19 protein-coding genes and 2 pseudogenes are annotated in these 22,227 nt (G+C 71.1%); 12 read left to right on the top strand and 9 right to left on the bottom strand.

Going from position 1 to position 22,227, the window contains the following annotated elements; genetic code table 11:
* Positions 1-147 precede the first annotated feature (147 nt).
* From ABZU99_RS20975 to ABZU99_RS20960, 4 genes are all read left to right on the top strand, one after another.
* On the top strand, positions 148-1,653 hold the full coding sequence (locus ABZU99_RS20975; protein ID WP_356048717.1) for an MFS transporter: 1,506 nt from the start codon (positions 148-150) through the stop codon (positions 1,651-1,653).
* Between the two features lie 73 nt (positions 1,654-1,726).
* Positions 1,727-3,523 carry a DEAD/DEAH box helicase gene (locus ABZU99_RS20970; RefSeq protein WP_355945075.1) on the top strand — a complete coding sequence of 599 codons (1,797 nt, stop codon included), beginning with the start codon at positions 1,727-1,729 and terminating at the stop codon, positions 3,521-3,523.
* A gap of 400 nt (positions 3,524-3,923) precedes the next feature.
* Entirely contained in the window at positions 3,924-4,565 is a 642-nt protein-coding gene (locus tag ABZU99_RS20965; RefSeq protein WP_355945073.1) for a helix-turn-helix domain-containing protein, read from the top strand.
* 417 nt (positions 4,566-4,982) lie between these two features.
* A complete protein-coding gene (locus tag ABZU99_RS20960; RefSeq protein WP_355945072.1) occupies positions 4,983-5,768 on the top strand; it encodes a S16 family serine protease in 786 nt (261 codons plus the stop codon).
* Here the strand turns inward: ABZU99_RS20960 and ABZU99_RS20955 are convergent.
* The 4 genes from ABZU99_RS20955 to ABZU99_RS20940 all read right to left on the bottom strand — a co-directional run bounded on the left by ABZU99_RS20955 (position 5,707) and on the right by ABZU99_RS20940 (position 8,410).
* Positions 5,707-7,032 (bottom strand): MFS transporter, encoded by a 1,326-nt coding sequence (locus ABZU99_RS20955; RefSeq protein WP_356048720.1) that lies wholly within the window; start codon positions 7,030-7,032, stop codon positions 5,707-5,709. The two genes, ABZU99_RS20960 and ABZU99_RS20955, sit on opposite strands and share 62 nt — an antisense overlap.
* A 14-nt stretch (positions 7,033-7,046) precedes the next feature.
* The gene (locus ABZU99_RS20950; RefSeq protein WP_356048722.1) at positions 7,047-7,241 is read right to left on the bottom strand and encodes a hypothetical protein; all 195 of its coding nucleotides are present in this window, start codon (positions 7,239-7,241) and stop codon (positions 7,047-7,049) included.
* 22 nt (positions 7,242-7,263) lie between these two features.
* The gene (locus ABZU99_RS20945) at positions 7,264-7,860 is read right to left on the bottom strand and encodes a helix-turn-helix domain-containing protein (RefSeq protein WP_355945065.1); all 597 of its coding nucleotides are present in this window, start codon (positions 7,858-7,860) and stop codon (positions 7,264-7,266) included.
* A gap of 82 nt (positions 7,861-7,942) precedes the next feature.
* Positions 7,943-8,410, bottom strand: a complete 468-nt coding sequence (locus ABZU99_RS20940; RefSeq protein WP_355945063.1) for an Lrp/AsnC family transcriptional regulator — start codon at positions 8,408-8,410, stop codon at positions 7,943-7,945.
* Between the two features lie 126 nt (positions 8,411-8,536).
* On the opposite strand from ABZU99_RS20940, the gene hppD reads away from it, so the two are divergent.
* The 3 genes and pseudogenes from hppD to ABZU99_RS20925 all read left to right on the top strand — a co-directional run.
* A complete protein-coding gene (gene hppD, locus ABZU99_RS20935; RefSeq protein WP_356048724.1) occupies positions 8,537-9,682 on the top strand; it encodes a 4-hydroxyphenylpyruvate dioxygenase in 1,146 nt (381 codons plus the stop codon).
* Positions 9,683-9,885: 203 nt separating this feature from the next.
* Positions 9,886-10,881 carry a teichoic acid biosynthesis protein C gene (locus ABZU99_RS20930; RefSeq protein WP_356048726.1) on the top strand — a complete coding sequence of 332 codons (996 nt, stop codon included), beginning with the start codon at positions 9,886-9,888 and terminating at the stop codon, positions 10,879-10,881.
* Positions 10,882-10,936: 55 nt separating this feature from the next.
* Positions 10,937-12,301 (top strand): annotated as a pseudogene (locus tag ABZU99_RS20925) (FAD-linked oxidase C-terminal domain-containing protein); the annotation flags it as partial.
* A 37-nt stretch (positions 12,302-12,338) separates the two neighbouring features.
* On the opposite strand, the gene ABZU99_RS20920 reads toward ABZU99_RS20925, so the two are convergent.
* A complete protein-coding gene (locus ABZU99_RS20920) occupies positions 12,339-13,388 on the bottom strand; it encodes an NAD(P)-dependent alcohol dehydrogenase (RefSeq protein ID WP_355945057.1) in 1,050 nt (349 codons plus the stop codon).
* Position 13,389: 1 nt separating this feature from the next.
* Complete coding sequence (locus ABZU99_RS20915; protein ID WP_355945055.1) at positions 13,390-14,325, bottom strand: helix-turn-helix transcriptional regulator; 936 nt, start codon at positions 14,323-14,325, stop codon at positions 13,390-13,392.
* Between the two features lie 315 nt (positions 14,326-14,640).
* Between ABZU99_RS20915 and ABZU99_RS20910 the strand changes: the two genes are divergently transcribed.
* The 3 genes from ABZU99_RS20910 (at position 14,641) to ABZU99_RS20900 (ending at position 17,572) form a co-directional block, all read left to right on the top strand.
* Complete coding sequence (locus ABZU99_RS20910) at positions 14,641-16,338, top strand: RDD family protein (RefSeq protein ID WP_356048729.1); 1,698 nt, start codon at positions 14,641-14,643, stop codon at positions 16,336-16,338.
* Between the two features lie 91 nt (positions 16,339-16,429).
* Positions 16,430-17,008, top strand: a complete 579-nt coding sequence (locus tag ABZU99_RS20905; RefSeq protein WP_355945051.1) for an RDD family protein — start codon at positions 16,430-16,432, stop codon at positions 17,006-17,008.
* Between the two features lie 57 nt (positions 17,009-17,065).
* Positions 17,066-17,572, top strand: a complete 507-nt coding sequence (locus tag ABZU99_RS20900) for an RDD family protein (protein WP_355945049.1) — start codon at positions 17,066-17,068, stop codon at positions 17,570-17,572.
* Between the two features lie 39 nt (positions 17,573-17,611).
* Here ABZU99_RS20900 and ABZU99_RS20895 read toward each other — a convergent pair whose 3' ends face one another.
* Positions 17,612-17,902, bottom strand: coding sequence for a hypothetical protein (locus ABZU99_RS20895; protein WP_356048731.1), 291 nt, complete (start codon positions 17,900-17,902; stop codon positions 17,612-17,614).
* A 322-nt stretch (positions 17,903-18,224) separates the two neighbouring features.
* On the opposite strand from ABZU99_RS20895, the gene ABZU99_RS20890 reads away from it, so the two are divergent.
* Positions 18,225-20,612, top strand: coding sequence for an immune inhibitor A domain-containing protein (locus ABZU99_RS20890; protein ID WP_356048733.1), 2,388 nt, complete (start codon positions 18,225-18,227; stop codon positions 20,610-20,612).
* Between the two features lie 132 nt (positions 20,613-20,744).
* Positions 20,745-21,107 carry a hypothetical protein gene (locus tag ABZU99_RS20885; RefSeq protein WP_356048735.1) on the top strand — a complete coding sequence of 121 codons (363 nt, stop codon included), beginning with the start codon at positions 20,745-20,747 and terminating at the stop codon, positions 21,105-21,107.
* 84 nt (positions 21,108-21,191) lie between these two features.
* On the opposite strand, the gene ABZU99_RS20880 is transcribed toward ABZU99_RS20885, so the two are convergent.
* Positions 21,192-21,806: an isochorismatase family protein gene (locus tag ABZU99_RS20880; protein WP_355945041.1), complete on the bottom strand. Its 615-nt coding sequence runs from the start codon at positions 21,804-21,806 to the stop codon at positions 21,192-21,194.
* Positions 21,807-21,960: 154 nt separating this feature from the next.
* Positions 21,961-22,101: pseudogene (locus ABZU99_RS20875) on the bottom strand (nicotinate phosphoribosyltransferase); the annotation flags it as partial.
* Between the last annotated feature and the right edge of the window lie 126 nt (positions 22,102-22,227).

Below are 22,227 nucleotides of genomic sequence, written 5' to 3'. Positions count from 1 at the left end.
GGTGATCGCGGGCGTTTCGTACGCGGGCGTCCTGCTGACGTCCTGATCCGACGGGACGCCACGGACCCGGCCCTAGGACCGATGGCCGAGGTGAGCACCGACTCGCGACAGGTGTCACCTCGGCTCACGCCGCTTACGCTGACGCCCATGACGACGCTCGACCACAACGGCCCGGAGCTCGGCCGGCCCGCCCCGGATCCGACCCTCCCCGCCTCCGACGACACCGTGTTCGGCCGCCGCTACCGCGCCCTGACCCTCGGCATCGTCACCGTCGTCTCCCTCTTCGCCTTCGAGGCGAGCGCCGTCAGCACCGCCATGCCGGTCGCGGCCCGCGCGCTGGACGGCGTCGAGCTCTACGCCTACGCCTTCTCCGCCTACTTCACCGCGAGTCTGTTCGCGATGGCGCTGTCGGGGGAGTGGTGCGACCGCAAGGGGCCGCTCGCGCCGCTGTTCGGCGGGATCGCGGCGTTCGTCGCCGGTCTGGTGGTGTCCGGTACGGCCCAGCGGATGTGGCTGTTCGTGGGCGGGCGGGCCGTCCAGGGCATCGGCGGCGGGCTGGTGATCGTCGCGCTGTACGTCGTGGTCGGCCGGGCCTATCCGCAGCGGCTGCAGCCAGCCGTGATGGCGTCCTTCGCCGCCGCGTGGGTGCTGCCGGTCATCGTCGGCCCCCTCGCCGCCGGGACCGTCACCGAACAGGCGGGCTGGCGCTGGGTGTTCCTCCCCATGCCGGTGCTGGTGCTGCCGCCGCTCGCCGTGATGCTTCCGGCCCTGCGCAAGCTGCCCCCGGGCGAGCGCTCCCCGGTCGTGAACCGCCGTCGTATCCTCCTCGCGCTCGCCGTCGCGACCGGCGCCGGGCTGCTCCAGTACGCGGTCCAGGACCCCCGCCCGATCTCCCTCGCCCCGGCCGCCGCGGGTCTCGCCCTGGTGGTCCCCGGTGTGCTCGGGCTGCTGCCGCGGGGCACCTTCCGCGCCGCGCGCGGACTGCCCTCGGTCGTGCTGCTGCGCGGTGTCGCGGCCGGCGCCTTCCTGGGCGCGGAGAGCTTCGTCCCGCTGATGCTGGTCACCCAGCGCGGTCTGTCCGCGACCCTCGCCGGGCTCTCCCTGACCGGCGGCGGCCTCACCTGGGCGCTCGGTTCGTACACCCAGAGCCGCCCCCGGCTGGAGCCGTACCGCGAGCGGCTGATGGGCCTCGGCATGCTGCTGGTGGCCGCCGCCATCGCCCTGGTCCCGCTGGCGCTCGCCGACTCCGCCCCGGTCTGGATCGTCGCCGTCGCCTGGGTTATCGGCGGCTACGGCATGGGCCTGACCATCTCCAGCGGCAGCGTGCTTCTCCTCAAGCTCTCCCGCCCCGAGGACGCGGGCAGCAACTCCGCCTCCCTCCAGGTCTCCGACGCGCTCGGCAACATCACCCTGCTCGGCCTCAGCGGTGTCCTCTTCATCACCTTCGGCGGTGACTCCCTCGCCGCGGCCGACCACACGGCGCCCACCGCGCCGGCCGACTCCTCCCACCCGGCGGCGTTCGTCGCCGTGTACGCGGCGATGGCGGCGGCGGCCCTGGCAGCCGCCCTCCTCACCACCCGCCTGCGGCCCGCGGCCCGCTGTGCGGAAGCCGATGTGAGGTCGGTCCCACCCTCGGGTGGAACCGGGACGTAACCCCGAAGCGTGAAGGGCGGCACAGGTAGGCTGACGCGGTTCCCGATCGCCCCAGCCGAGCCCGACGGAGACCGTGAGTACTACTGCCGCCTCCACCAGCCATCACCTCTCGCCCGCCTTCCCTGGACGGGCCCCCTGGGGTACCGCGAGCAAGCTGCGAGCCTGGCAGCAGGGCGCGTTGGACAAGTACGTCCAGGAGCAGCCGCGCGACTTCCTCGCGGTCGCCACCCCCGGGGCCGGGAAGACGACCTTCGCGCTGACCCTCGCCTCGTGGCTGCTCCACCACCATGTGGTCCAGCAGATCACCGTCGTCGCACCCACCGAGCATCTGAAGAAGCAGTGGGCGGAGGCCGCGGCACGGATCGGCATCAAGCTGGACCCCGGGTACAGCGCGGGCCCGGTGGGCCGGGAGTACCACGGTGTCGCCGTGACCTACGCGGGTGTCGGCGTACGGCCCATGCTGCACCGCAACCGCTGTGAGCAGCGCAAGACCCTGGTCATCCTGGACGAGATCCATCACGCCGGCGACTCCCGCTCCTGGGGCGAGGCATGCCTGGAGGCGTTCGAGCCCGCGACCCGCCGGCTCGCCCTCACCGGTACGCCCTTCCGGTCGGACACCAACCCCATCCCCTTTGTCACCTACGCAGAGGGCAACGACGGCATCCGGCGGTCCTCCGCCGACTACACCTACGGCTACGGCAACGCGCTGGGCGACGGCGTCGTGCGGCCCGTCATCTTCCTCTCCTACAGCGGCAACATGCGCTGGCGCACCAAGGCGGGCGACGAGATCGAGGCGCGGCTCGGCGAGCCGATGACCAAGGACGCCGTCTCACAGGCGTGGCGCACCGCGCTCGATCCGCGCGGTGACTGGATGCCGAACGTGCTGCGCGCCGCCGACCAGCGGCTCTCCGAGGTCCGCAAGGCCATCCCGGACGCGGGCGCGCTCGTCATCGCCTCCGATCAGGACTCGGCCCGTGCGTACGCCAAGCTGATCCGCGAGATCACCGGCGCCAAGGCGACCCTCGTGCTCTCCGACGAGGCCGCCGCCTCCCAGCGGATCGAGGACTTCAGCAACTCCGAGGACCGCTGGATGGTGGCCGTCCGTATGGTCTCCGAGGGCGTGGACGTGCCCCGGCTCGCGGTCGGGGTGTACGCGACCACGATCTCCACCCCGCTCTTCTTCGCCCAGGCCGTGGGCCGTTTCGTACGGTCGCGGCGGCGTGGCGAGACCGCGTCGGTGTTCCTCCCCACCATCCCGGCGCTGCTCGGCTTCGCCAATGAGATGGAGGTCGAGCGCGACCACGTCCTCGACAAGCCGAAGAAGGACGGCGAGGAGGAGAACCCGTACGCGGAGGAGGAGAAGCTCCTCGAGGAGGCGGAGAAGCAGCAGGACGAGGACACCGGCGAACAGGACCAGCTGCCCTTCGAGGCGCTGGAGTCGGACGCGGTCTTCGACCGCGTCCTCTACGACGGTGCCGAATTCGGTATGCAGGCCCACCCGGGCAGCGACGAGGAGCAGGACTACCTCGGCATCCCCGGGCTCCTCGAACCCGACCAGGTGCAGATGCTGCTCCAGCGGCGGCAGGCCAAGCAGATCGCGCACAGCCGCAAGAAGCCGGACGCGGAGGCCGATCTGCTCGAAATCCCCGCGGAGCGGCGGCCCGTGGTCACGCACAAGGAGCTGCTGGAGCTGCGCAAGCAGCTCAATACGCTGGTGGGGGCGTATGTCCACCAGAGCGGCAAACCGCATGGCGTGATCCACACCGAGCTGCGCCGCGTCTGCGGGGGGCCCCCGAGTGCGGAGGCGACGGCGGGCCAGATCCGTGAGCGGATCAAAAAGGTCCAGGAGTGGGCCACGCGGATGCGCTGACGCCGATACCCCGATACCCCGGTACCCCGGTACCCCGGTGCCCCGAAAGTCCGATACGGGATACGGGGTGACGCCCGGGTGGGATGACGCACCCAGCGCAACCCCTTTCGACGCATTTCATGAACCGGTCGCACGCTACCCGGCATGGTGGGGCAAAGCAGGACGATTCAGGGCGTACCCGCGTCGGCTTCTATGGCAGGTCCGCTCGCATTCTGGACGAACTCTTCCGCTAAACGGACCGGCTCGCTACCGTTCGGGCACGCACACGCCCCGTGGCAGCGCCGCCGCGGAGCGCAGCCGGTGCGTGACCACCACGACCGGCGGCCTCTTCGCGCGCCGTCGTCGGGACCGACGGCGCACCTCCGCGAACAGCCGCCACTCACCACCGAGGAGGGGCGTCGTGACCGCGGAGACCTCCCAGACGCTCGACCGGGGACTGCGCGTCCTCAAACTGCTCGCCGACACCGACCACGGGCTGACCGTGACCGAGCTGTCCAACAAGCTCGGCGTCAACCGCACCGTGGTCTACCGACTGCTGGCCACCCTTGAACAACACTCCCTCGTCCGCCGGGACCTCGGGGGGCGGGCCCGCGTCGGGCTCGGGGTGCTGCAACTCGGCCGGCAGGTGCATCCGCTCGTACGGGAGGCGGCGCTGCCCGCGCTGCGCTCCCTGGCCGAGGACATCGGTGCCACCGCCCATCTCACCCTGGTCGACGGCACCGAGGCCCTCGCCGTCGCCGTGGTCGAGCCGACCTGGACCGACTACCACGTCGCCTATCGGGCCGGGTTCCGGCATCCGCTGGACCGGGGCGCCGCCGGGCGCGCGATACTCGCCGCCCGCGCGGGCCGCAGCGACGATCCGGGGTACGCGCTCACCCACGGCGAGCTGGAGGCGGGCGCGAGCGGCGCGGCCGCCCCGTTGATCGGGGTGACGGGAATCGAGGGCAGCGTCGGTGTGGTCATGCTGTGCGACGCGGTGCCGGAGCGGGTCGGGCCGCGCGTGATGGACGCGGCGCGGGAGGTCGCGGACGCGCTGCGGTGACGGTACGCGGTGGCGGGGCGCGGGCACGGCAGGCGTGGGGCCCGGGCCGTGGGGCGGGATGCATGGGCCCGCGTGGGACCGGTCGTCCACCCTCGGGCCCGCGTGGGGTCGCCGGGCCCACCGCGGGTCCCCGCCATGGGCCGGGCGCACGCCCCCGGCGTGAACGCCGGGGCGCGCTGCCCGGTGGCGGGGGCTCCGCCGTGTGCGGCCCGCGCCGTCGCGGCCCGTACGGCTGGCCCGCACGGCTGGCCCGCACGGCTGGCCCGTACGGCTGGCCCGTACGGCTGGCCCGCACGGCTGGCCCGCACGGCTGGCCCGCACGGCCGGGCCGCACGGCCGGGTCGCACGGTGGCGGGCGCGGCCGTGTGGGCGAGGGCGGCGCCTCAGCCGCCCCGCCGGTCAACTAGATTCACCCCCATGCCTGCCGTCTCCCCGCGCGCCCGGATCCTCGGGGTCTGCTCCGCGCTCGTCCTCGCCCTGTTCGCGGTCGCCGCGTTCGCGCCCCTGCCGTACACCGTGGCTCAGCCGGGCACGACGGTGAACGTCCTCGGGTCCGACAACGGCAAGCAGGTGATCACCATCACCGGGGCCGGTACCCGCAAGACCACCGGCCAGCTGCGGATGACGACGATCCAGGCGACCGGTCCGGACGCCACCGTCCGGCTGAAGGACGTGATCGGCGGCTGGTTCGCCACCGACCGTGCCGTGATGCCGCATGACGCGGTCTACGTCGGCGGCACCACCAAGGAGATCGAGCGGCACAACGCCCGGGAGATGCGGAAGTCCCAGTCCACGGCCACCAGCGCGGCCCTGGGCTATCTCCACCGGTCGCCGGGCGATGTCAAGGTCACCCTGCGCCTCGCGGACGTGGGCGGCCCGAGCGCCGGGCTGCTGTTCTCGCTCGGCATCATCGACAAGCTGGACGGCGACGGGCGCGGCGGTGACCTCACGGGCGGCCGTACGATCGCGGGCACCGGCACGATCGACGCCAGGGGCGAGGTCGGCGCGGTGGGCGGCGTTCCGCTCAAGACGCAGGCCGCCAAGCGGGACGGCGCCACGGTCTTCCTGGTCCCGAAGGCCGAGTGCGCGGACGCCAAGGCCGAACTCCCCAAGGGACTGCGGCTGATCCCCGTCACCACGCTCAAGGGCGCGATGACGGCTCTGAAGGCGCTGCGCTCGGGCGGAAGCCTGCCGCACTGCTGATCCCGCCCGCCGTGTCGCGGGCGTCCATGCCCCGCCAGGCGGGGAAGACCAGCGGGCTCAGTGTCGCGAGGAAGTACGCCCCGCCCATCACCAGGAACGCGGCCGTCATCCCCGCCCCCTCCACCAGACCGCCGGCCACCAGCCCGCCGAGCGGCATCACCGCCCACACCCCCGCGGTGATCGCCCCCGTGACCCGGCTGCGCAGCTCGTCGGGCACGGCCTCGTAGGTGACCGTGGTCAGGATCGGGTTGAGCATGCCCGCCGCGACCCCGCTGACCGCCATCGTCACGGCCAGCGGTGGCACACCGGGGACGAACGCGGCGACGGCGAAGCGCGGCAGCCCGCACAGCAGAAAGCTCACCGCGAACACGGTCCGGCGCGGAAAGCGGTCGCCCACCGCCCCGTACAGCAGCGCCCCGGCCAGCGCGCCGCCCCCGAACAGCGCCGTCACCAGCCCGAGCTGGACCGAGCCGCCCAGGTGACGCTCGGCGTGGACGGGCAGCAGCACCGAGGAGAAGCCCTGGTCAAGGCCGTTGGTGACCATGATCATCAGCACGATGGCCAGCAGCAGCCGATGGCGCAGCAGAAAGGCGTACCCCTCGCGCAGCTCGGCGCGGTAGGCGCGGGCGGACACCGGGGAGGCGCCCTTGCGCGGCGCGGCGGCGGGCAGTCCGCGCAGCCCCGCCGCGATCAGCAGCGCGGATACGGCGAACGTCGCCGCGTCCAGGAGGAGCACGGACGGCGGGCCGAGCAGCGCGATCAGCACCCCACCGAGGGCCGCGCCCAGCATCCGCGCCCCGCGCGAGGCCCCGTCGTAGAAGCTCGCCGCGCGGCTGAGGGGGGTGCCCGCCCGTTCGGCCAGCGCGGGCACCAGCACCTGGCGGGCGGTCTCGCCCGGCGCGTGGAGCAGCCCGGTGACCGCCATCAGCGCGCACAGCTGCCACAGCCGCAGCAGACCGGCGAGGTGCAGCAGCGGAATCGCGGCGATGGCCACCGCGCACAGCGCGTCCGAGGCGAGGGAGGTCCGCCGCCGCCCCAGCCGGTCGATGACCGGTCCGCCGGCGACGGCGGCGACGATCACCGGCAGCGTGGCGCAGAAGGCGACGAGGCCGGCCCTGGCCGCGCTGCCGGTGGTCTCCAGCACAAACCAGGGGACGGCCAGGAGGGTGAGGGAATTGCCCGCGATGGAGACGGTGTTGGCGGCGAGGACGAGGAGGAGGGGTCTTCGGTCGCCCCGGCCGTCACCGCTGTGGTCGGATGCCATGTCAACGGCTCTCGTCAGTGATCGAAGCGGGCGGTGAGCCCCGAGTGCGGCAGCCGTGGTGTCGCCAGCCGCAGCCCGACCTCCACCAGCGTCCAGCCGAGCCGGGTGCGCAGCGGGCGGGCGCGGCGAGTGATGGCCGCCTGCGCCTCGGCCCGGAGCCGTTCGGCGCGGATCCGATGCAGCCACAGATGGATGTCGTCGCTGTACATAAGTGGTCCCCCCAGGGGTCGGTCAGTCCTCTTCGCGTGGGAAGCCGTGCAGATGGACGCGGAACCGGGCGGAGCCCCCGGTGTCCCGGTCCACCTCCTTCTCGCGGTAGCTCTCGATCACTTCGTGCACCTTGTCGCGCATTTCCTGGGCGAGTTCAGGAGTGAGGCGCAGGCTGAAGTCGCTGATGTCCGAGGCGTGGCGCCACGGGGCCGGCCAGTCGTGCAGGGTGCCGAGCCAGGTGGACAGCTCCTGGCTGTGGAGCGTGGCCCACTCGTGCAACAGCGTGTTCATCGCCCCGCGGACGGACGGGTCGGGGTGGGTCAGGAACTCATCGTTGCCCACGCGTGTGCCCCGGTGTGCCGCCTTCCACCACCGCTCCCGACCCTTGCCCCGCTCCGGGTCGTCCTGGACGAACCCATGGGCGGCCAGTTGGCGCAGGTGGTAGCTGGTGGCGCCGCTGGACTCACCGAGCCGGTCGGCCAGTTGGGACGCGGTGGCCGGTCCGTACTCACGCAGCGCGCCGAGCAGCCGCATCCGCAGCGGATGGGCGAGCCCGCGCAGGGAGCGGGGGTCGAGCACCCGTACGTCATCGGGCACAGGCTTGTCGTTCTCTGCCATGTGCGGCAGCGTACGCGCGCAAAGACTCCGTTGCAATCATCTCTTTGCAACGGAGTCTTTGGATCCGCTTACCGCCCTCGGATCAGTCCTGCGCCGCCTGCCGCACCAGCGGGATGATCCGCAACGGGACCGCGTTCTCCATCACGATCGCCGTCGAGGCCCGGACGATCCCCTCGAACCCCACCACCCGGTCGATCACCCGCTGAAGATCGGCGTTCGAGCGGGCGACCAGCCGGCACAGCATGTCGCCGTGGCCCGTGGTGGTGTGCAGCTCCAGCACCTCCGGGACGGTCGCCAGATGCGCCCGTACGTCCTGCCCCTGCCCCTGCTTGATCTCCAGCGTCGCGAACGCGGTCACCGGATAGCCGAGCGCCGCCGGGTCCACATCCGGGCCGAACCCGCGGATCACCCCCTGTGCCCGCAGCCGGTCCAGCCGCGCCTGCGCCGTGCCGCGCGCGACACCGAGGCGGCGCGACGCCTCCAGAACGCCGATCCTGGGCTCCTCGGCAAGCAGCTCGATCAGCCGGGCGTCCAGCCCGTCGATCCCCATGGGCACCTCCTGTGATGGTGGTCACTCTGCACAGAATGCGCTGCCCTGGCCGCCCATGGCTATGCAGACTGCTCAGCATTTCAGCAAACTGTTGCGCACCCTGAGTAACGGGGAGACGCTGCGGACATGACTGAGATCCTGAATCCCACCCCATCCACCGCGCGGCAGGCAGACCCCTTCCCGGTGAAGGGGATGGACGCGGTCGTCTTCGCCGTGGGCAACGCCAAACAGGCCGCCCACTTCTACGCCACCGCCTTCGGCATGAAGCTCGTCGCCTACTCCGGCCCGGAGAACGGCAGCCGGGAGACCGCCAGCTACGTCCTGGTCTCCGGCGGTGCCCGCTTTGTGTTCACCTCCGTCATCAAGCCGGTGAGCCAGTGGGGCCGCTTCCTCGCCGGCCATGTCGCCGAACACGGCGACGGCGTCATCGACCTGGCCATCGAGGTACCGGACGCGCGCGCCGCCTACGCCTACGCGCTCGAGCACGGCGCGACCGGCATCGAGGAGCCGCACGACGTCAAGGACGGGAACGGCACGGTCGTGCTCGCCTCCATCCGTACGTACGGCGACACCCGCCACACCTTTGTCGAGCGCTCCGGCTACGACGGCCCCTACCTCCCCGGCTACGAGGCCGCCGACCCGATCGTCCCGCCGCCCCCGAAGAGGACGTTCCAGGCGATCGACCACTGCGTCGGCAATGTGGAGCTCGGCCGGATGGACGAGTGGGTGGGCTTCTACAACGACGTCTTGGGCTTCACCAACATGAAGGAGTTCGTCGGCGACGACATCGCCACCGAATACTCCGCCCTCATGTCGAAGGTGGTGGCGGACGGCACCCGCAAGGTGAAGTTCCCGCTGAACGAGCCCGCCCTCGGCAAGAGGAAGTCCCAGATCGACGAGTATCTGGAGTTCTACGGCGGCCCCGGCGTCCAGCACATCGCCCTGGCCACGAACGACATCGTGGAGACGGTCCGCACCATGCGCGCGGCCGGTGTGCAGTTCCTGGACACCCCCGACTCGTACTACGACACGCTCGGCGAGTGGGTCGGGGACACCCGGGTCCCCATCGAGACCCTCCGCGAGCTCAAGATCCTCGCCGACCGCGACGAGGACGGCTATCTGCTCCAGATCTTCACCAAGCCGGTCCAGGACCGCCCGACCGTCTTCTTCGAGATGATCGAGCGGCATGGCTCGATGGGCTTCGGCAAGGGCAACTTCAAGGCGCTCTTCGAGGCGATCGAGCGGGAGCAGGCCAAGCGGGGCAATCTCTGATCCCGACCGGTCCCGGGCGCCGCTTCGGCGCCCGGGACCGGTCCGGCTCCGGGGCTTGCGCCGTTCTTGTCGGAAAACCCGAAGCCCAGCCTGAACGCGTATTCGGACCGTCTACACTCTCGGCGACCTGTTCACTTCAACACGGGTTTTACTACGGGAGTTGTTGAGTTCGAATGCAGACGGAAAAGTACGGTGCGGGGCGATTGACCAGGCGTAAGTTCGCCCTCGGCGGGGGTGCCGCCGCCGCCGGCGCGCTCGGCGCCTTCGCGGCGGGCGCGGCAGCGGCCACCACGGTCGCGGGGGGCCGGTTCGATCTGTCCGTACCCTCCACGCAGCTGATCCGCGAGAAGACACCGCACAACTCCACCGTGCTGCAGTCCTTCGCGTTCGACGACGTCAACGGGCACCTCTACACGATCCAGTTGATGGAGGGCGGGATTCAGCTCAGCGGGGAGTCCGCCCCCGTCTCGGGCGCCGACCGGGCCGCGCACGGCGACATGTGCATCACCAAACTGTCCCTCGCCGGCGCCGAGCTGGGCTCGATGTACGTCAAGGGGTTCGGGCACGGCGTGGCGATCGGCTGTGAGCCGGTGGGCACCACCGCGTATCTGTGGACCGAGTCGGACGCCAACCCCGACTCCGGCTACGGCCGCGCCATCAGCCGCTTCACGTTCGCCAACGGCACCGTGCTGACCAACGGCTCGTCCGCGCTCGCCACCCACCGCCCGGTGCCCGGCTCGACCAGCAACCAGCCCGCCGTCGACATGCTCAACAAGCGGCTGCTGCTGCGCTACCGGCTCGACGGCACGGTCCGCTACCGGCTGATGAACCTCTCCGACGTCACGGCGGGCACGTACACCGCCGTGTACGACATACCCCAGGCGGGGATATCCGCCGACGAGGTCTTCCAGGGGTTCACGGTGCTCGGCGACTACGCGTACCAGATGACGGGCACCGCCTACACCGCCGAGAACGGCACCAATCCGCCCTCCGGGCACGGCAACACCTACGTCTCCTGCCTCGATCTGCGCACCGGCCAGCTCGTCCAGCGCTCCCGCACCGAGGCCGCGTACTCGCTCGACTACCGCGAGCCGGAGGGCCTGGCCGTCCAGCTGACCAGCCCCCGCCGCCTGTGCATGGGCTTCGCCTCGGGCGTCTCCGGCGACCGCAGGCTGAGCGTCTACTACAAGGACCAGTAGCCCGTCCGCTGCAGCGATCTTCCCCGCCATGCCCGACGGGTGCGAGTCTGGAGGCATGACGGACCTCATCGAGATGCTGCGGGAGGGCCTCCCCACGGAGGCGGTGCTGACGGACCCCGATGTGACCGGGGCGTACGCACACGACATGGCGAGCTTCTGCGACGCGGGCGCGCCCGCCGTCGTCGTCCTCCCGCGCACCGTCGAGCAGGTCCAGCACGTCTGCCGTACCGCCACCGCGCTGCGCGTCCCGGTCGTCCCGCAGGGCGCCCGTACCGGCCTGTCGGGGGCGGCCAACGCGTCCGACGGCTGCATCGTGCTGTCCCTGGTCAAGATGGACCGGATCCTGGAGATCAACCCCGTCGACCGGATCGCGGTCGTCGAGCCGGGGGTGGTCAACGCGACCCTGTCCCGCGCGGTCATGGACAAGGGCCTGTACTACCCGCCGGACCCCTCCAGCTGGGAGCAGTGCACGATCGGCGGCAACATCGGCACCGCGTCCGGCGGTCTGTGCTGTGTGAAGTACGGGGTCACCGCCGAGTACGTGCTCGGCCTCGATGTCGTCCTCGCCGACGGCCGACTGCTGAGAACCGGCCGCCGCACCGCCAAGGGGGTCGCGGGGTATGACCTCACCCGGCTGTTCGTCGGCTCCGAGGGCAGCCTCGGCATCGTCGTCCGCGCCGTGCTGGCCCTCAAGCCCGCCCCGCTCGAGCAGCTCGTGCTCGCCGCCGAGTTCCCCTCCACGGCCGCCGCCTGCGACGCCATCTGCCGGATCATGGAGCGCGGTCACGCCCCCTCGCTGCTGGAGCTGATGGACCGTACGTGCGTCCGCGCCGTCAACGCCATGGGCAGCATGGACCTCCCCGAGTCCACCGAAGCGCTCCTGATGGCCGCCTTCGACACCCCGGACCCGGCCCCCGACCTCGCCGCTGTCGCCGAGATCTGCACGGCCGCCGGAGCCACCGAGGTGGTCCCCGCCGAGGACGCCGCCGAATCCGACCTGCTCCTCCAGGCCCGCCGGATGACCCTGCCCGCCCTGGAGGCCATCAAGGGCGTCACCATGATCGACGACGTCTGCGTCCCCCGCTCCCGGCTCGCCGAAATGATCGACGGCACAGCCGCCATCGCCGAGAAGTACGCCCTCACCATCGGGGTCGTCGCCCACGCCGGCGACGGCAACACCCACCCCACCGTCTGTTTCGACGCGGGCGACCCCGAGGAATCCCGCCGCGCCCGTGAGTCCTTCGACGAGATCATGGCCCTGGGCCTGAAGCTGGGCGGCACCATCACCGGGGAGCACGGGGTGGGCGTCCTCAAGCGGGAGTGGCTGGCCCGCGAACTCGGCCCGGTGGGCGTGGAGCTGCAGCAGGGCATCAAGCAGGTCTTCGACCCGCTCGGCCTGCTCAACCCCGGCAAGCTGTTCCAGGCCGCCCGGACCGGAGGTCCGGACGGCCTGGTGATCACGCCTTCAGCGACGCGATGTCGATGACGAAGCGGTACCGGACATCGCTCGCCACCACGCGCTCGTACGCCTCGTTGATCCGGTCACCGGTGATGACCTCGATCTCGGCGCCGAAGCCGTGCTCCGCGCAGAAGTCGAGCATCTCCTGGGTCTGCCGGATGCCGCCGATCTTCGAGCCCGCCATCGACTTGCGGCCCCCGATCAGCGAGAACTGGTGGAAGGAGCTCGGGTGTTCCGGGCCGCCGACGTGGACCAGTGTGCCGTCGAGCTTCAGCAGCGACAGGTAGGAGTCCAGGGGGATGTTGGCGGAGACGGTGTTGACGATGAGGTCGAAGGAGCCGGCCAGCTCGGTGAAGGTCGACTCGTCGCTGGTGGCGTGGAAGTGGTCGGCGCCCAGCCGCAGACCGTCGTCCTTCTTGCGGAGGGACTGGCTGAGGACGGTGACCTCGGCGCCCATCGCATGGGCGATCTTCACGCCCATGTGGCCCAGGCCGCCCATGCCGATGATGGCGACCTTCTTGCCCGGGCCGGCGTTCCAGTGGGCCAGCGGGGAGTAGAGGGTGATGCCCGCGCACAGCAGCGGGGCGGCCACGTCGAGGGACAGGCCCTCGGGGATGCGCAGGGCGTAGTTCTCGTCGACGACGATATGGGTGCTGTAGCCGCCGTAGGTCGGGGCGCCGTCGTACTCCTTGCCGTTGTACGTGGGGACCTCGCCCTTGAGGCAGTACTGCTCCTCGCCGGCCAGGCAGCTCGAGCACTCACGGCACGAGTCGACGAAGCAGCCCACGCCGACCCGGTCGCCGACGGCGTACTTGGTCACGCCCGGACCGGCCTCGGCGACGACCCCGGCGATCTCATGGCCGGGCACCATCGGGAAGAGGGCCTCGCCCCACTCCTCGCGGGCCTGGTGGATGTCGGAGTGGCAGATGCCGGCGTAGGCGATCTCGATGAGGATGTCGTGGTCGCGCAGGGCGCGGCGCTCGACGGTGGTCTTTTCCAGCGGGGCCTTCGGAGCGGGGGCTGCGTAGGCGGTGACGCTGGTCGTCATATCAGTGGTCTCCCTGAGGGAAATGGGGGGAATGTGGGGTACGGGGTGCTATGGACGAAGAGGGGGATTCGGGGGACGGGTCCCCCGATGGACTCGCGGTCCAGCTCGCCAGCAGCCGCAGGGCCGCCTCGGAGGGGGAGCCGGGCTCGACCGTGTAGATGCACATCGCCTGGTCGGCATCGCCGGGGAAGGTCACGTTCTCGTAGGAGAGTGTCATGTCCCCGACCACCGGATGGTGGTAGAGCTTGACGCCATGGGTCTTCTCCCGCACGTTGTGGTCCGCCCACCACCTGCGGAACTCCGGGCTCTTGATGGTGAGCTCGCCCACGAGTTCGGTGAGCCTGGGATCGTCGGGATGGCGCCCGGCCTCCAGCCGGAGGGAGGCCACCATCTCCGCCGCGTACTTGTCCCACTCGCGGTACAGCTCACGGGCCGCCTCGTCGAGGAACATGAAGCGGGCCATGTTCCGCTCGTGGTACGGAAGCGCGTCGAAGTCGGTGATCAGCGCACGCGCCAGCCGGTTGGAGGCCAGTACGTCACCCCGCCGCCCGATCACGAACGCCGGGGACACCCCCTCCAGCATCCGCAGCATGTCGTGCACCCCGGGCCGCACCCGCTGGGGGCGGGACGACCGGCGGCGCACCGCGCGACGGGGACGCGGCCGGGCCAGTTCGAACAGGTATGCGCGCTCGGTGTCGTCCAACCGCAGCGCCCGGGCCACGGCGTCCAGCACCGCCTCCGACACATTGAGGTGGCGCCCTTGTTCGAGGCGCGCGTAGTAATCCGTGCTGACTCCGGCCAGCCGCGCCAGCTCCTCGCGGCGCAGCCCCGGCACCCGGCGGGGGCTGTCATTGCTCACGCTCACGCCCGCGTCCGCAGGGCTCAGCCGTGCCCTGCGGCTCCGCAGGAACTCACTGAGCTCGGTGTTGCGGTCCATGGCTTCCAGTATTGGCAACGGAAACGGTGGTCAGCCGTGCCAGAGTAGGTCTGCTGGACCTAGGCCGGGCGGAGCCAGGCGGGCCGTCTCCGTTCGTACGGCCCCGGCCCGCCCGCAACAAAGACGCGCACGGGAGGGTGGTGGCCAGGAGCTTTGGCCACGGGCCGCGGGCCTGTCTGATAGACCTTGACCGCGCGCTCCGGGTTGCACTGCGGCTCTTGTACGGCACACTGCTTAGGCTCCACCTCACCGCGAGGCACCGCACAGGCGCAGCGCAGTACAGCACGGCCGAGCAGATATGGGACATCGGAGATCATGAGCGCCTCTACCTCAGGATCCGCGGACGGCAGCTCCATTCCTGGCTTCTACCCTGACCCGTCCATCCCTGGCTACATCCGTTACTGGAACGGCGCCGCCTGGGTGCCCGGCACCAGCCGGCCCGCCCCGGCCGAGGGCGAGTCCATGCCCGCGCCGCCGCCCGGGGTCACCCACACCCAGGTGATCGGCCCGGTGCCGGACGAGACCGGCCCGATGTTCCTGGACGAGGACCCGGCGCCGCCCGCCGGCGAGGAGACCGGCGCGGCCCTGCCCGAGTTGCGGCAGCGCGGTGAGATGGACGTACGGGACACCGATGGCGTGGGGCCGGTTCCGGTGCCGCCGGGCGGGGTCTCCGCGTCCGTGGACTGGAACGACCCGCGGCGGCTGCACGGCGCCCGCCCGGAAGCCGGCTTGGCCTGGCAGGCCGACGCGTCCCACCAGGCGGGGTTCGGCGGCGAACAGGACCGCCGGGTCTCCTGGGGCTCGGAGGGGGTGCCCGACCCGCGCCGCGCCATGGGCGGCCCCGGCGAGCAAGGCCCCGACCAGGGCGGCCCCGGCGAGGCCCGTGGCCAGGAGGGCAGCGGCGACCAGGGCACGCTGTCCATGGGCGGGGGCGGCACCGGCGACGGCACCGACCGGTCCGCCCAGGCCCTGCCGCCCGCCCGTCGGACCCCGGAGCTGCCCTCGGCCCAGGGCGGGAAGCCGGCCGCCCCGCCGGCCGACGGGACGCTCTCGATCCGGGCGGCCGGACGCGGCGGTGGTAGTGACCCCGAGACGGACCAGGGCCCGGCGTCCGGTCGTGACGAGGGGACGATGACGATCCGCGCGGTCGGCCACGGCGGACCGCGCCGGGGAGCCGGAACGGCACCTGCGTCCCCGCCCCAGGGGCCGCAGCAGGCGCAGCAGCCGCAGCGCCCCGAGGAGCGACGGCCACAGCAGGCGCAGCAGCCGCAGCGCCGCGAGGAGCGACGGCCACAGCAGGCGCAGCAGCCGCAGCAGCCGTATCAGCCCCAGCGACCCGCCCCGCAAGCGCCGCAGCAGCCCGGCGGCATCCCCGCACAGGGCGGCGCCCCGGCCTGGCAGCAGCAGCCGCACCACCCCGCCCAGCAGCCGCCCCAGCCGACCGCCCCGCAGGGCGGCGTCCCCGAGAGCGTCATCCCCTGGAAGCCGCCGGTCGACAACCCGTTCCTCCAGGCCGCCCAGGCCCAGGGACGGCCCGCCACGCTCGGCCGCCGCTTCTGCGCCCGGCTGATCGACATGGGCGTGCTGCTCGCCCTCGTCGGCGGCGTCGCGTTCCCTCTGTGGGGTGAGGCGAGCGATCACATCAGCCAGAAGGTGGAGACGGCGAAGCAGACGGGCGAGACCGTCACCGTCTACTTCCTGGACGGCACCACCGGCGGCTACCTCGGCATCGTGCTCGGCCTGCTGCTCGTCCTCGGCATCGTCCTGGAGGCCCTGCCGACCGCCAAGTGGGGCCTCACGCTGGGCAAGAGGGTGTGCGGGGTGCGGGTGCTGGACATCGAGGGGCACGACACCCCGTCCTTCGGCGCGGCGTTGCGCCGCTGGCTGGTCTACGGGGTGCTGGGGCTGCTGGTCATCGGCGTCCTGAATGTGCTGTGGTGTCTGTTCGACCGCCCATGGCGGCAGTGCTGGCACGACAAGGCGGCGCGCACCTTCGTCGCGTCGGCGGGCTGAGCGGGCCGCCGCTGAGGCGGATGGGCGAGCCCGATCGCCCGAACGGGGCGCGCCGGATGCGGCGGCCCCGCCCTCGGGTTCGACTCGGGCCATGAGCACCGATCAGCCGCCCCCCGGGGCCGACGAGCCCGGGGGCCGGGACAGCGATCCGTTCGCCAAGCAGCCGCCGCCGCGCTCGAACGGCACACCGTACGGCGACCACGACGCCGGCGCCGATCCGCTCGCGGGCATGCCCCCGCTCGCGCATCTCGGCCGCCGGCTGGTCGCCCGGATCATCGACGCGCTGATCATCGGCATCCCGGTCGGGCTGGTCATGCGGCTGATCCTGGGCGGGTTCGAACAGGTCTACCTCAACAGCTGGTCGACCACTATCACGGTCATCTACACCCTCGTCTACTTCATCTACGAGGGGACGATGCTGACGCACTACGGCCAGACCGTCGGCAAGAAGGCGATGAAGATCCGGGTCGCCATGCTGGAGAACGGTCAGCCGCCGGTCGGCCAGCCGGGGTGGCTGCGCGCCGGTACGTACGCCCTCCCCGAGATCGTGCCCTGCTGCGGCTTCATCTTCTGGGTGATCAACGTGGCTTGGTGCACCTGGGACCGGCCGTACCGGCAGTGTCTGCACGACAAGGTGGCCAAGACCGTCGTGGTCTCGGCCGTCCCCTGAGCCCCTCGCATCACCCTCAGGTACCTGCCCGCCCTGAGCTGCTGATGTAATCGGGGCATGAGCCCTGACCAGCTGCCGTCGCCCCCGTACGTCCACCTCGCCGGGATGCCGCCGCTGGCCACCCCCGGTCAGCGGTTTGTCGCCCGGCTCATCGACACCCTCGTCCTCGGCCTGATCTGGACGGTGGCGCTCGTCGCGACCGGCGCTCTCCAGTACTCGATGGACCACCCGGGAGAGCAGCACCTGGGCAAGGTGACCCTCGCGCTGGTGATCACGATGGCCCTCTACTTCTGCTACGAGGGCGTCATGCTGGCCCGCAGTGGCCAGACGCTCGGCAAGATGGTGATGCGCATCCGGGTCGCGATGCTGTCCGACGGGGATGTGCCGGCCGGTCAGGGCTGGGTGCGTGCCGCGGTCTACGTTCTGCCGGGGATGCTGATCCCGCTGTTCGTGGGCACGGTGTTCTGGCTGGTCAACTCGGTCTCACTGCTGTGGGACAAGCCGTTCCAGCGGTGCCTGCACGACAAGGCGGCCCGGACCGTCGTGGTGTCGGCCGTGCAGTGAGCGTCGGCCGTGCACTGAGCGTCGGCCGTGCACTGAGCGTCAGCCGTGCAGTGAGTGCTCGCGCGCGGGGGCGTGGGCCCGCGGCCGCTCGGCCGTCCCGGTCCGCGCCATCGGCCGGTTCGCCCGGACCGTACGGCTCGGGCGGGAGGCGCGGGAGGCGCGTGACACCGGCACGGTGACGGCGACGAGGAGCCCGAGCGCCAGGCCGGCCACGGTCACGATCCCCACCTCGAGCGCTGACCTGGTCTGGGACAGCAGCAGCATGGCGAGTGTCGAGAAGACGACGGTGACCGAACCGTAGGCGAGCTGTGCAGGAGTCGGACGCGGCATGGCGGGATCCGTCCTCAAGGCTTCGATATGCGGGGGGCATGAGTCGGGTTGATGTGCACCGTCAAAACGACTCTACGGTGCTGAATGCCCGAGGGGAACGGAAGTAAGCGTGACCTCACCCACGGCGCCGTTGCATAGGGGGCGCACGGGGGTCACCGAGTGCTTCAACTGGCGAGATCGACGCTCCGGTTGACGTCCGGTTAACGGAACACCGGGACCGGAGAACGTACTTGCCCCACCAGTCCAAGTCAAGGTCTGTCTTTTCTCCTGCCACTCCGGTCAAATGTCCCCCGCACTGGTGTGGAAGGGGAGGACTGAACGAGTGAACAGCCAACGGAGGACGGCCAGATCGGCCGCGATAGCCACGGTCGTGGCCGCGCTCGGCGCCGCGGCGCTCTCGACAGGCATGGCACAGGCGGATTCGCCGTCTACGCGTGTTGAGCGCCATGATCCGGCGCCCGCCAAGACCGATGTCGAGCACGACCTCGCCGGACCGTACAGCAAGCAGCAGGAGGCGCAGCGCCAGGAGGCCCTGCGCCAGGTCATCTCCGGAGACGCCAAGGCGGACACGCGCGGCGCGTCGAAGGTGGTCAAGCTCGGCAGGGGCAAGTACGTCGAGCTGGCCCGGGAGAAGACCGACAAGATCTTCACCGTCCTGGTCGAGTTCGGCGACAAGGTCGACAACACCACCATGTACGACCCGGACGGCGACGGCCCCCAGCCGCCGGTGAAGAAGTACGGCGGCGACCCGGGCCCGGCGCACAACACCATCGCCCAGCCGGACCGCGCGAACGACAACAGCACGGCCTGGCAGAAGGACTACGACCGGGAGCACTTCCAGGACCTCTACTTCTCCACGGACAAGAAGAAGCAGTCCCTGAAGAAGTACTACGAGAAGCAGTCCTCGGGCCGCTACTCGGTGGACGGCGAGGTCTCCGACTGGGTCAAGATCGACTGGAACGAGGCCCGCTACGGCTCCAACTACTGCGGCGACACCAACTGCCACAACGCCTGGGACCTGATCCGCGACGGTGTCAACCAGTGGGCCAAGGACCAGAAGGCGGCCGGCCGCACCGACGCCCAGCTCAAGGCGGACCTGGCCAAGTACGACCAGTGGGACCGCTACGACTTCGACAGCGACGGCAACTTCAACGAGCCCGACGGCTACATCGACCACTTCCAGATCGTCCACGCCGGTGAGGACGAGTCCGCGGGCGGCGGCGCCCAGGGCGAGAACGCGATCTGGGCTCACCGCTGGTACGCGTACGGCACCGACGCGGGGAGCACCGGCCCCGGCACCAACAAGTCGGGCGGTACGCAGATCGGTGACACCGGCATCTGGGTCGGCGACTACACCATGCAGCCCGAGAACGGCGGTCTCGGTGTCTACGCCCATGAGTACGGCCACGACCTGGGTCTGCCGGACGAGTACGACACCACCGGTAAGGGCGAGTCGTCCGTCGCCTACTGGTCGCTGATGTCCGCGGGCTCCTGGCTCGGCACCGGCAAGGACGCGATCGGCGATCTGCCGGGCGACATGAACGCCTGGGACAAGCTCCAGCTGGGCTGGCTGAACTACGCCACGGCCAAGGCCGGGAAGAAGTCCACCCACACCCTCGGGGTCGCCGAGTACAACACCAAGAACAAGCAGGCGCTGCTCGTCGAGCTGCCCGACAAGCCCGTCACCACCGAGGTGGTCAAGCCCGCCGAGGGCACCAAGCAGTGGTGGTCCGGGATGGGTGACGGTCTGAAGAACACCCTGACCCGGTCCGTCGACCTCACGGGCAAGTCCACGGCGAGCCTGGACCTCCAGGGCTGGTGGGACATCGAGCAGAACTTCGACTACCTGTATGCCGAGGTCTCCACGGACGGCGGCGCCAACTGGACGCCCGTCGACGGCACGGCGGACGGCAAGGCCATCCCGCGCGACGCGGGGGACAAGCCCGCGCTGACCGGCACCTCGGGCGCGTACAAGAAGCTCTCCTTCCCGCTGGATGCCTACGCGGGCAAGAAGATCGACCTCCGCTTCCGCTACCAGACCGACGGCGGTGTCGCGCAGAAGGGCTTCACGGCCGACGCGATCACGCTGACGGCCGACGGCGCGCCGGTGGTCACCGACGGCGCCGAGGGCGATGACAACGGCTGGACCAGCAACGGCTTCTCGCGCATCGGCGCGTCCTTCACCAAGGACTACCCGCAGTACTACCTCGCCGAGAACCGCCAGTACGTGTCGTACGACAAGACCCTGCGGACCGGCCCGTACAACTTCGGCTGGCCCGCCACCCGCCCCGACTGGGTCGAGCACTTCCCGTACCAGAACGGTCTGCTGATCTGGCAGTGGGACACCTCGCAGCCGGACAACAACGTCGGCGTCCACCCGGGTACCGGTCAGATCCTGCCGGTCGACGCGCACGCCATTCCGGAGAAGTGGGCGGACGGCACGCTGATGCGCAACCGCATCCAGGCGTACGACTCGCCCTTCAGCTGGTATCCGACAGACGGCTTCACCCTGCACAAGAACGGCACGGCGACCAAGGTACGGGCGAAGCCGGGCAATCCGGTCTTCGACGACCACAAGGGAATGTACTGGGACAAGACCAACCCGACGGGCAGCGTGAAGGTTGCTGACACCAACACCCGGATCAAGATTCTCAAGGAGCTTCCGGGTGGCTCGACGATGACCGTCCAGGTCGGTCCGTCCGCCTCCTAGATCAACAAAACCTGCGTTATCGCAGGTCAGAGCGGCAGCGGCCGTCGTCCACTAGCGGGCGGCGGCCGTTCCGCGTTTAGATGCACTACGACCGCCTTATTGACACGACGTCTCACGGGGGACAGGAACCGTATGGCCGACGGAGGATTCACCAAGCTGCCCGGCGGCAGCGTGGTGGTAGCGATCACGCTGCCGCGCCCCTTGGGCGAGGGCGGTGTCCGCGTCCTGGTACACGCCGCGAACCGCCAGCGCGCCCTGACCAGGCTGCGCAATCTGGGGCTCCGCGCCGTCTACCTGCGCGGCAACAGCGCGCCGCCGACACCCGACGAGGTGACGGCGGTGCTGCACCATCCCGACGGGCTGGTCTGGCGCACCGCGCCGGACGGACGGGGGGAGCTCTGGCACCCCATCGCCGCCCTCCTCAGGCCCCCGGCCCCGCCGCCCGCCCCGGCAGCCCCGGCAGCCCCGGCATCCTTGGCCTGGTGGTCCTCCTAAGCGGTTACGGCGAAGTCAAGTGCTGATCCTTCTCGGCGTCCAAGCCCTCGGCCAGGCCGAACGGCGAGGGATCAGCGGGGAGCTTTAGACCCCGCGGGCGCCGCCCGGCGCGCTCAGGACGACCGGCTTGCCGGTCAGCTCCACGCCGGCCGCCCGCAGCTCCTCCAGCGCCCGCCCGGTGGTCGCCTCGGAGACGCCCGCGGTCAGGTCCAGCAGTACATGCGTCCCGAACCCCTCGCGGCGCGCGTCCAGCGCCGTGGCCCGCACACAGTGGTCGGTGGCGATGCCGACCACATCGACCTCGGTCACCTCCCGCTCGCGCAGCCACCGCGCGAGCGGCACGCCGTTCTCGTCGGCGCCCTCGAAGCCGCTGTAGGCCGCCGCGTACGCGCCCTTGTCGAAGACCGCCTCGATCGCGCCGGAGGCCACGGCGGGCGCGAAATTGGGGTGGAAGCCCACGCCCTCGGTGCCCGCGACACAGTGCACCGGCCAGCTGTGCTCGTAGTCCGGGTGGTCGGAGAAGTGATCGCCCGGGTCGATGTGGTGATCGCGGGTGGCGACGATATGGCGGTAACCGGCCGTCGCCTCCCCGATGAAATCGGTGATGGCGGCGGCGACGTCCGCGCCGCCCGTCACGGCGAGGGACCCGCCCTCGCAGAAGTCGTTCTGGACATCGACGACGATCAGTGCCCGGTGCATGACACGCGCCTTTCGGCTGGGAACAGACAGGACCGGGAAACGACTCGGCCCGGAGCGGACGATGTGATAACGGTTGCGGCTGTCGCCGAGCGTAGACACTCGGCGCCGTTCGCGGCAGTGGGCATGGGCCGTACGCGGGCGCTCAGGCCCGCAGCTACTCGGTGGGGATGACCGGCTCGCCACGCGAGAGCTGGGTCGCCGACAGCGGCAGCCCCGCCCGCGCCGCCGCGTGCCGGTCGCGCGCCGCGTCCAGCGGCTCACGGGCCACGATCTCCCTGCCGCGCACCAGCTCCACCGGGCCGTACGCGGGCGCTCAGGCCCGCAGATACTCGGTGGGGATGACCGGCTCGCCACGCGAGAGCTGGGTCGCCGACAGCGGCAGCCCCGCCCGCGCCGCCGCGTGCCGGTCGCGCGCCGCGTC

This window comes from Streptomyces sp. NPDC005266 (assembly GCF_040607655.1).
GTDB lineage: Bacteria > Actinomycetota > Actinomycetes > Streptomycetales > Streptomycetaceae > Streptomyces.
This window is presented reverse-complemented; position numbering and strand designations above follow the sequence as displayed.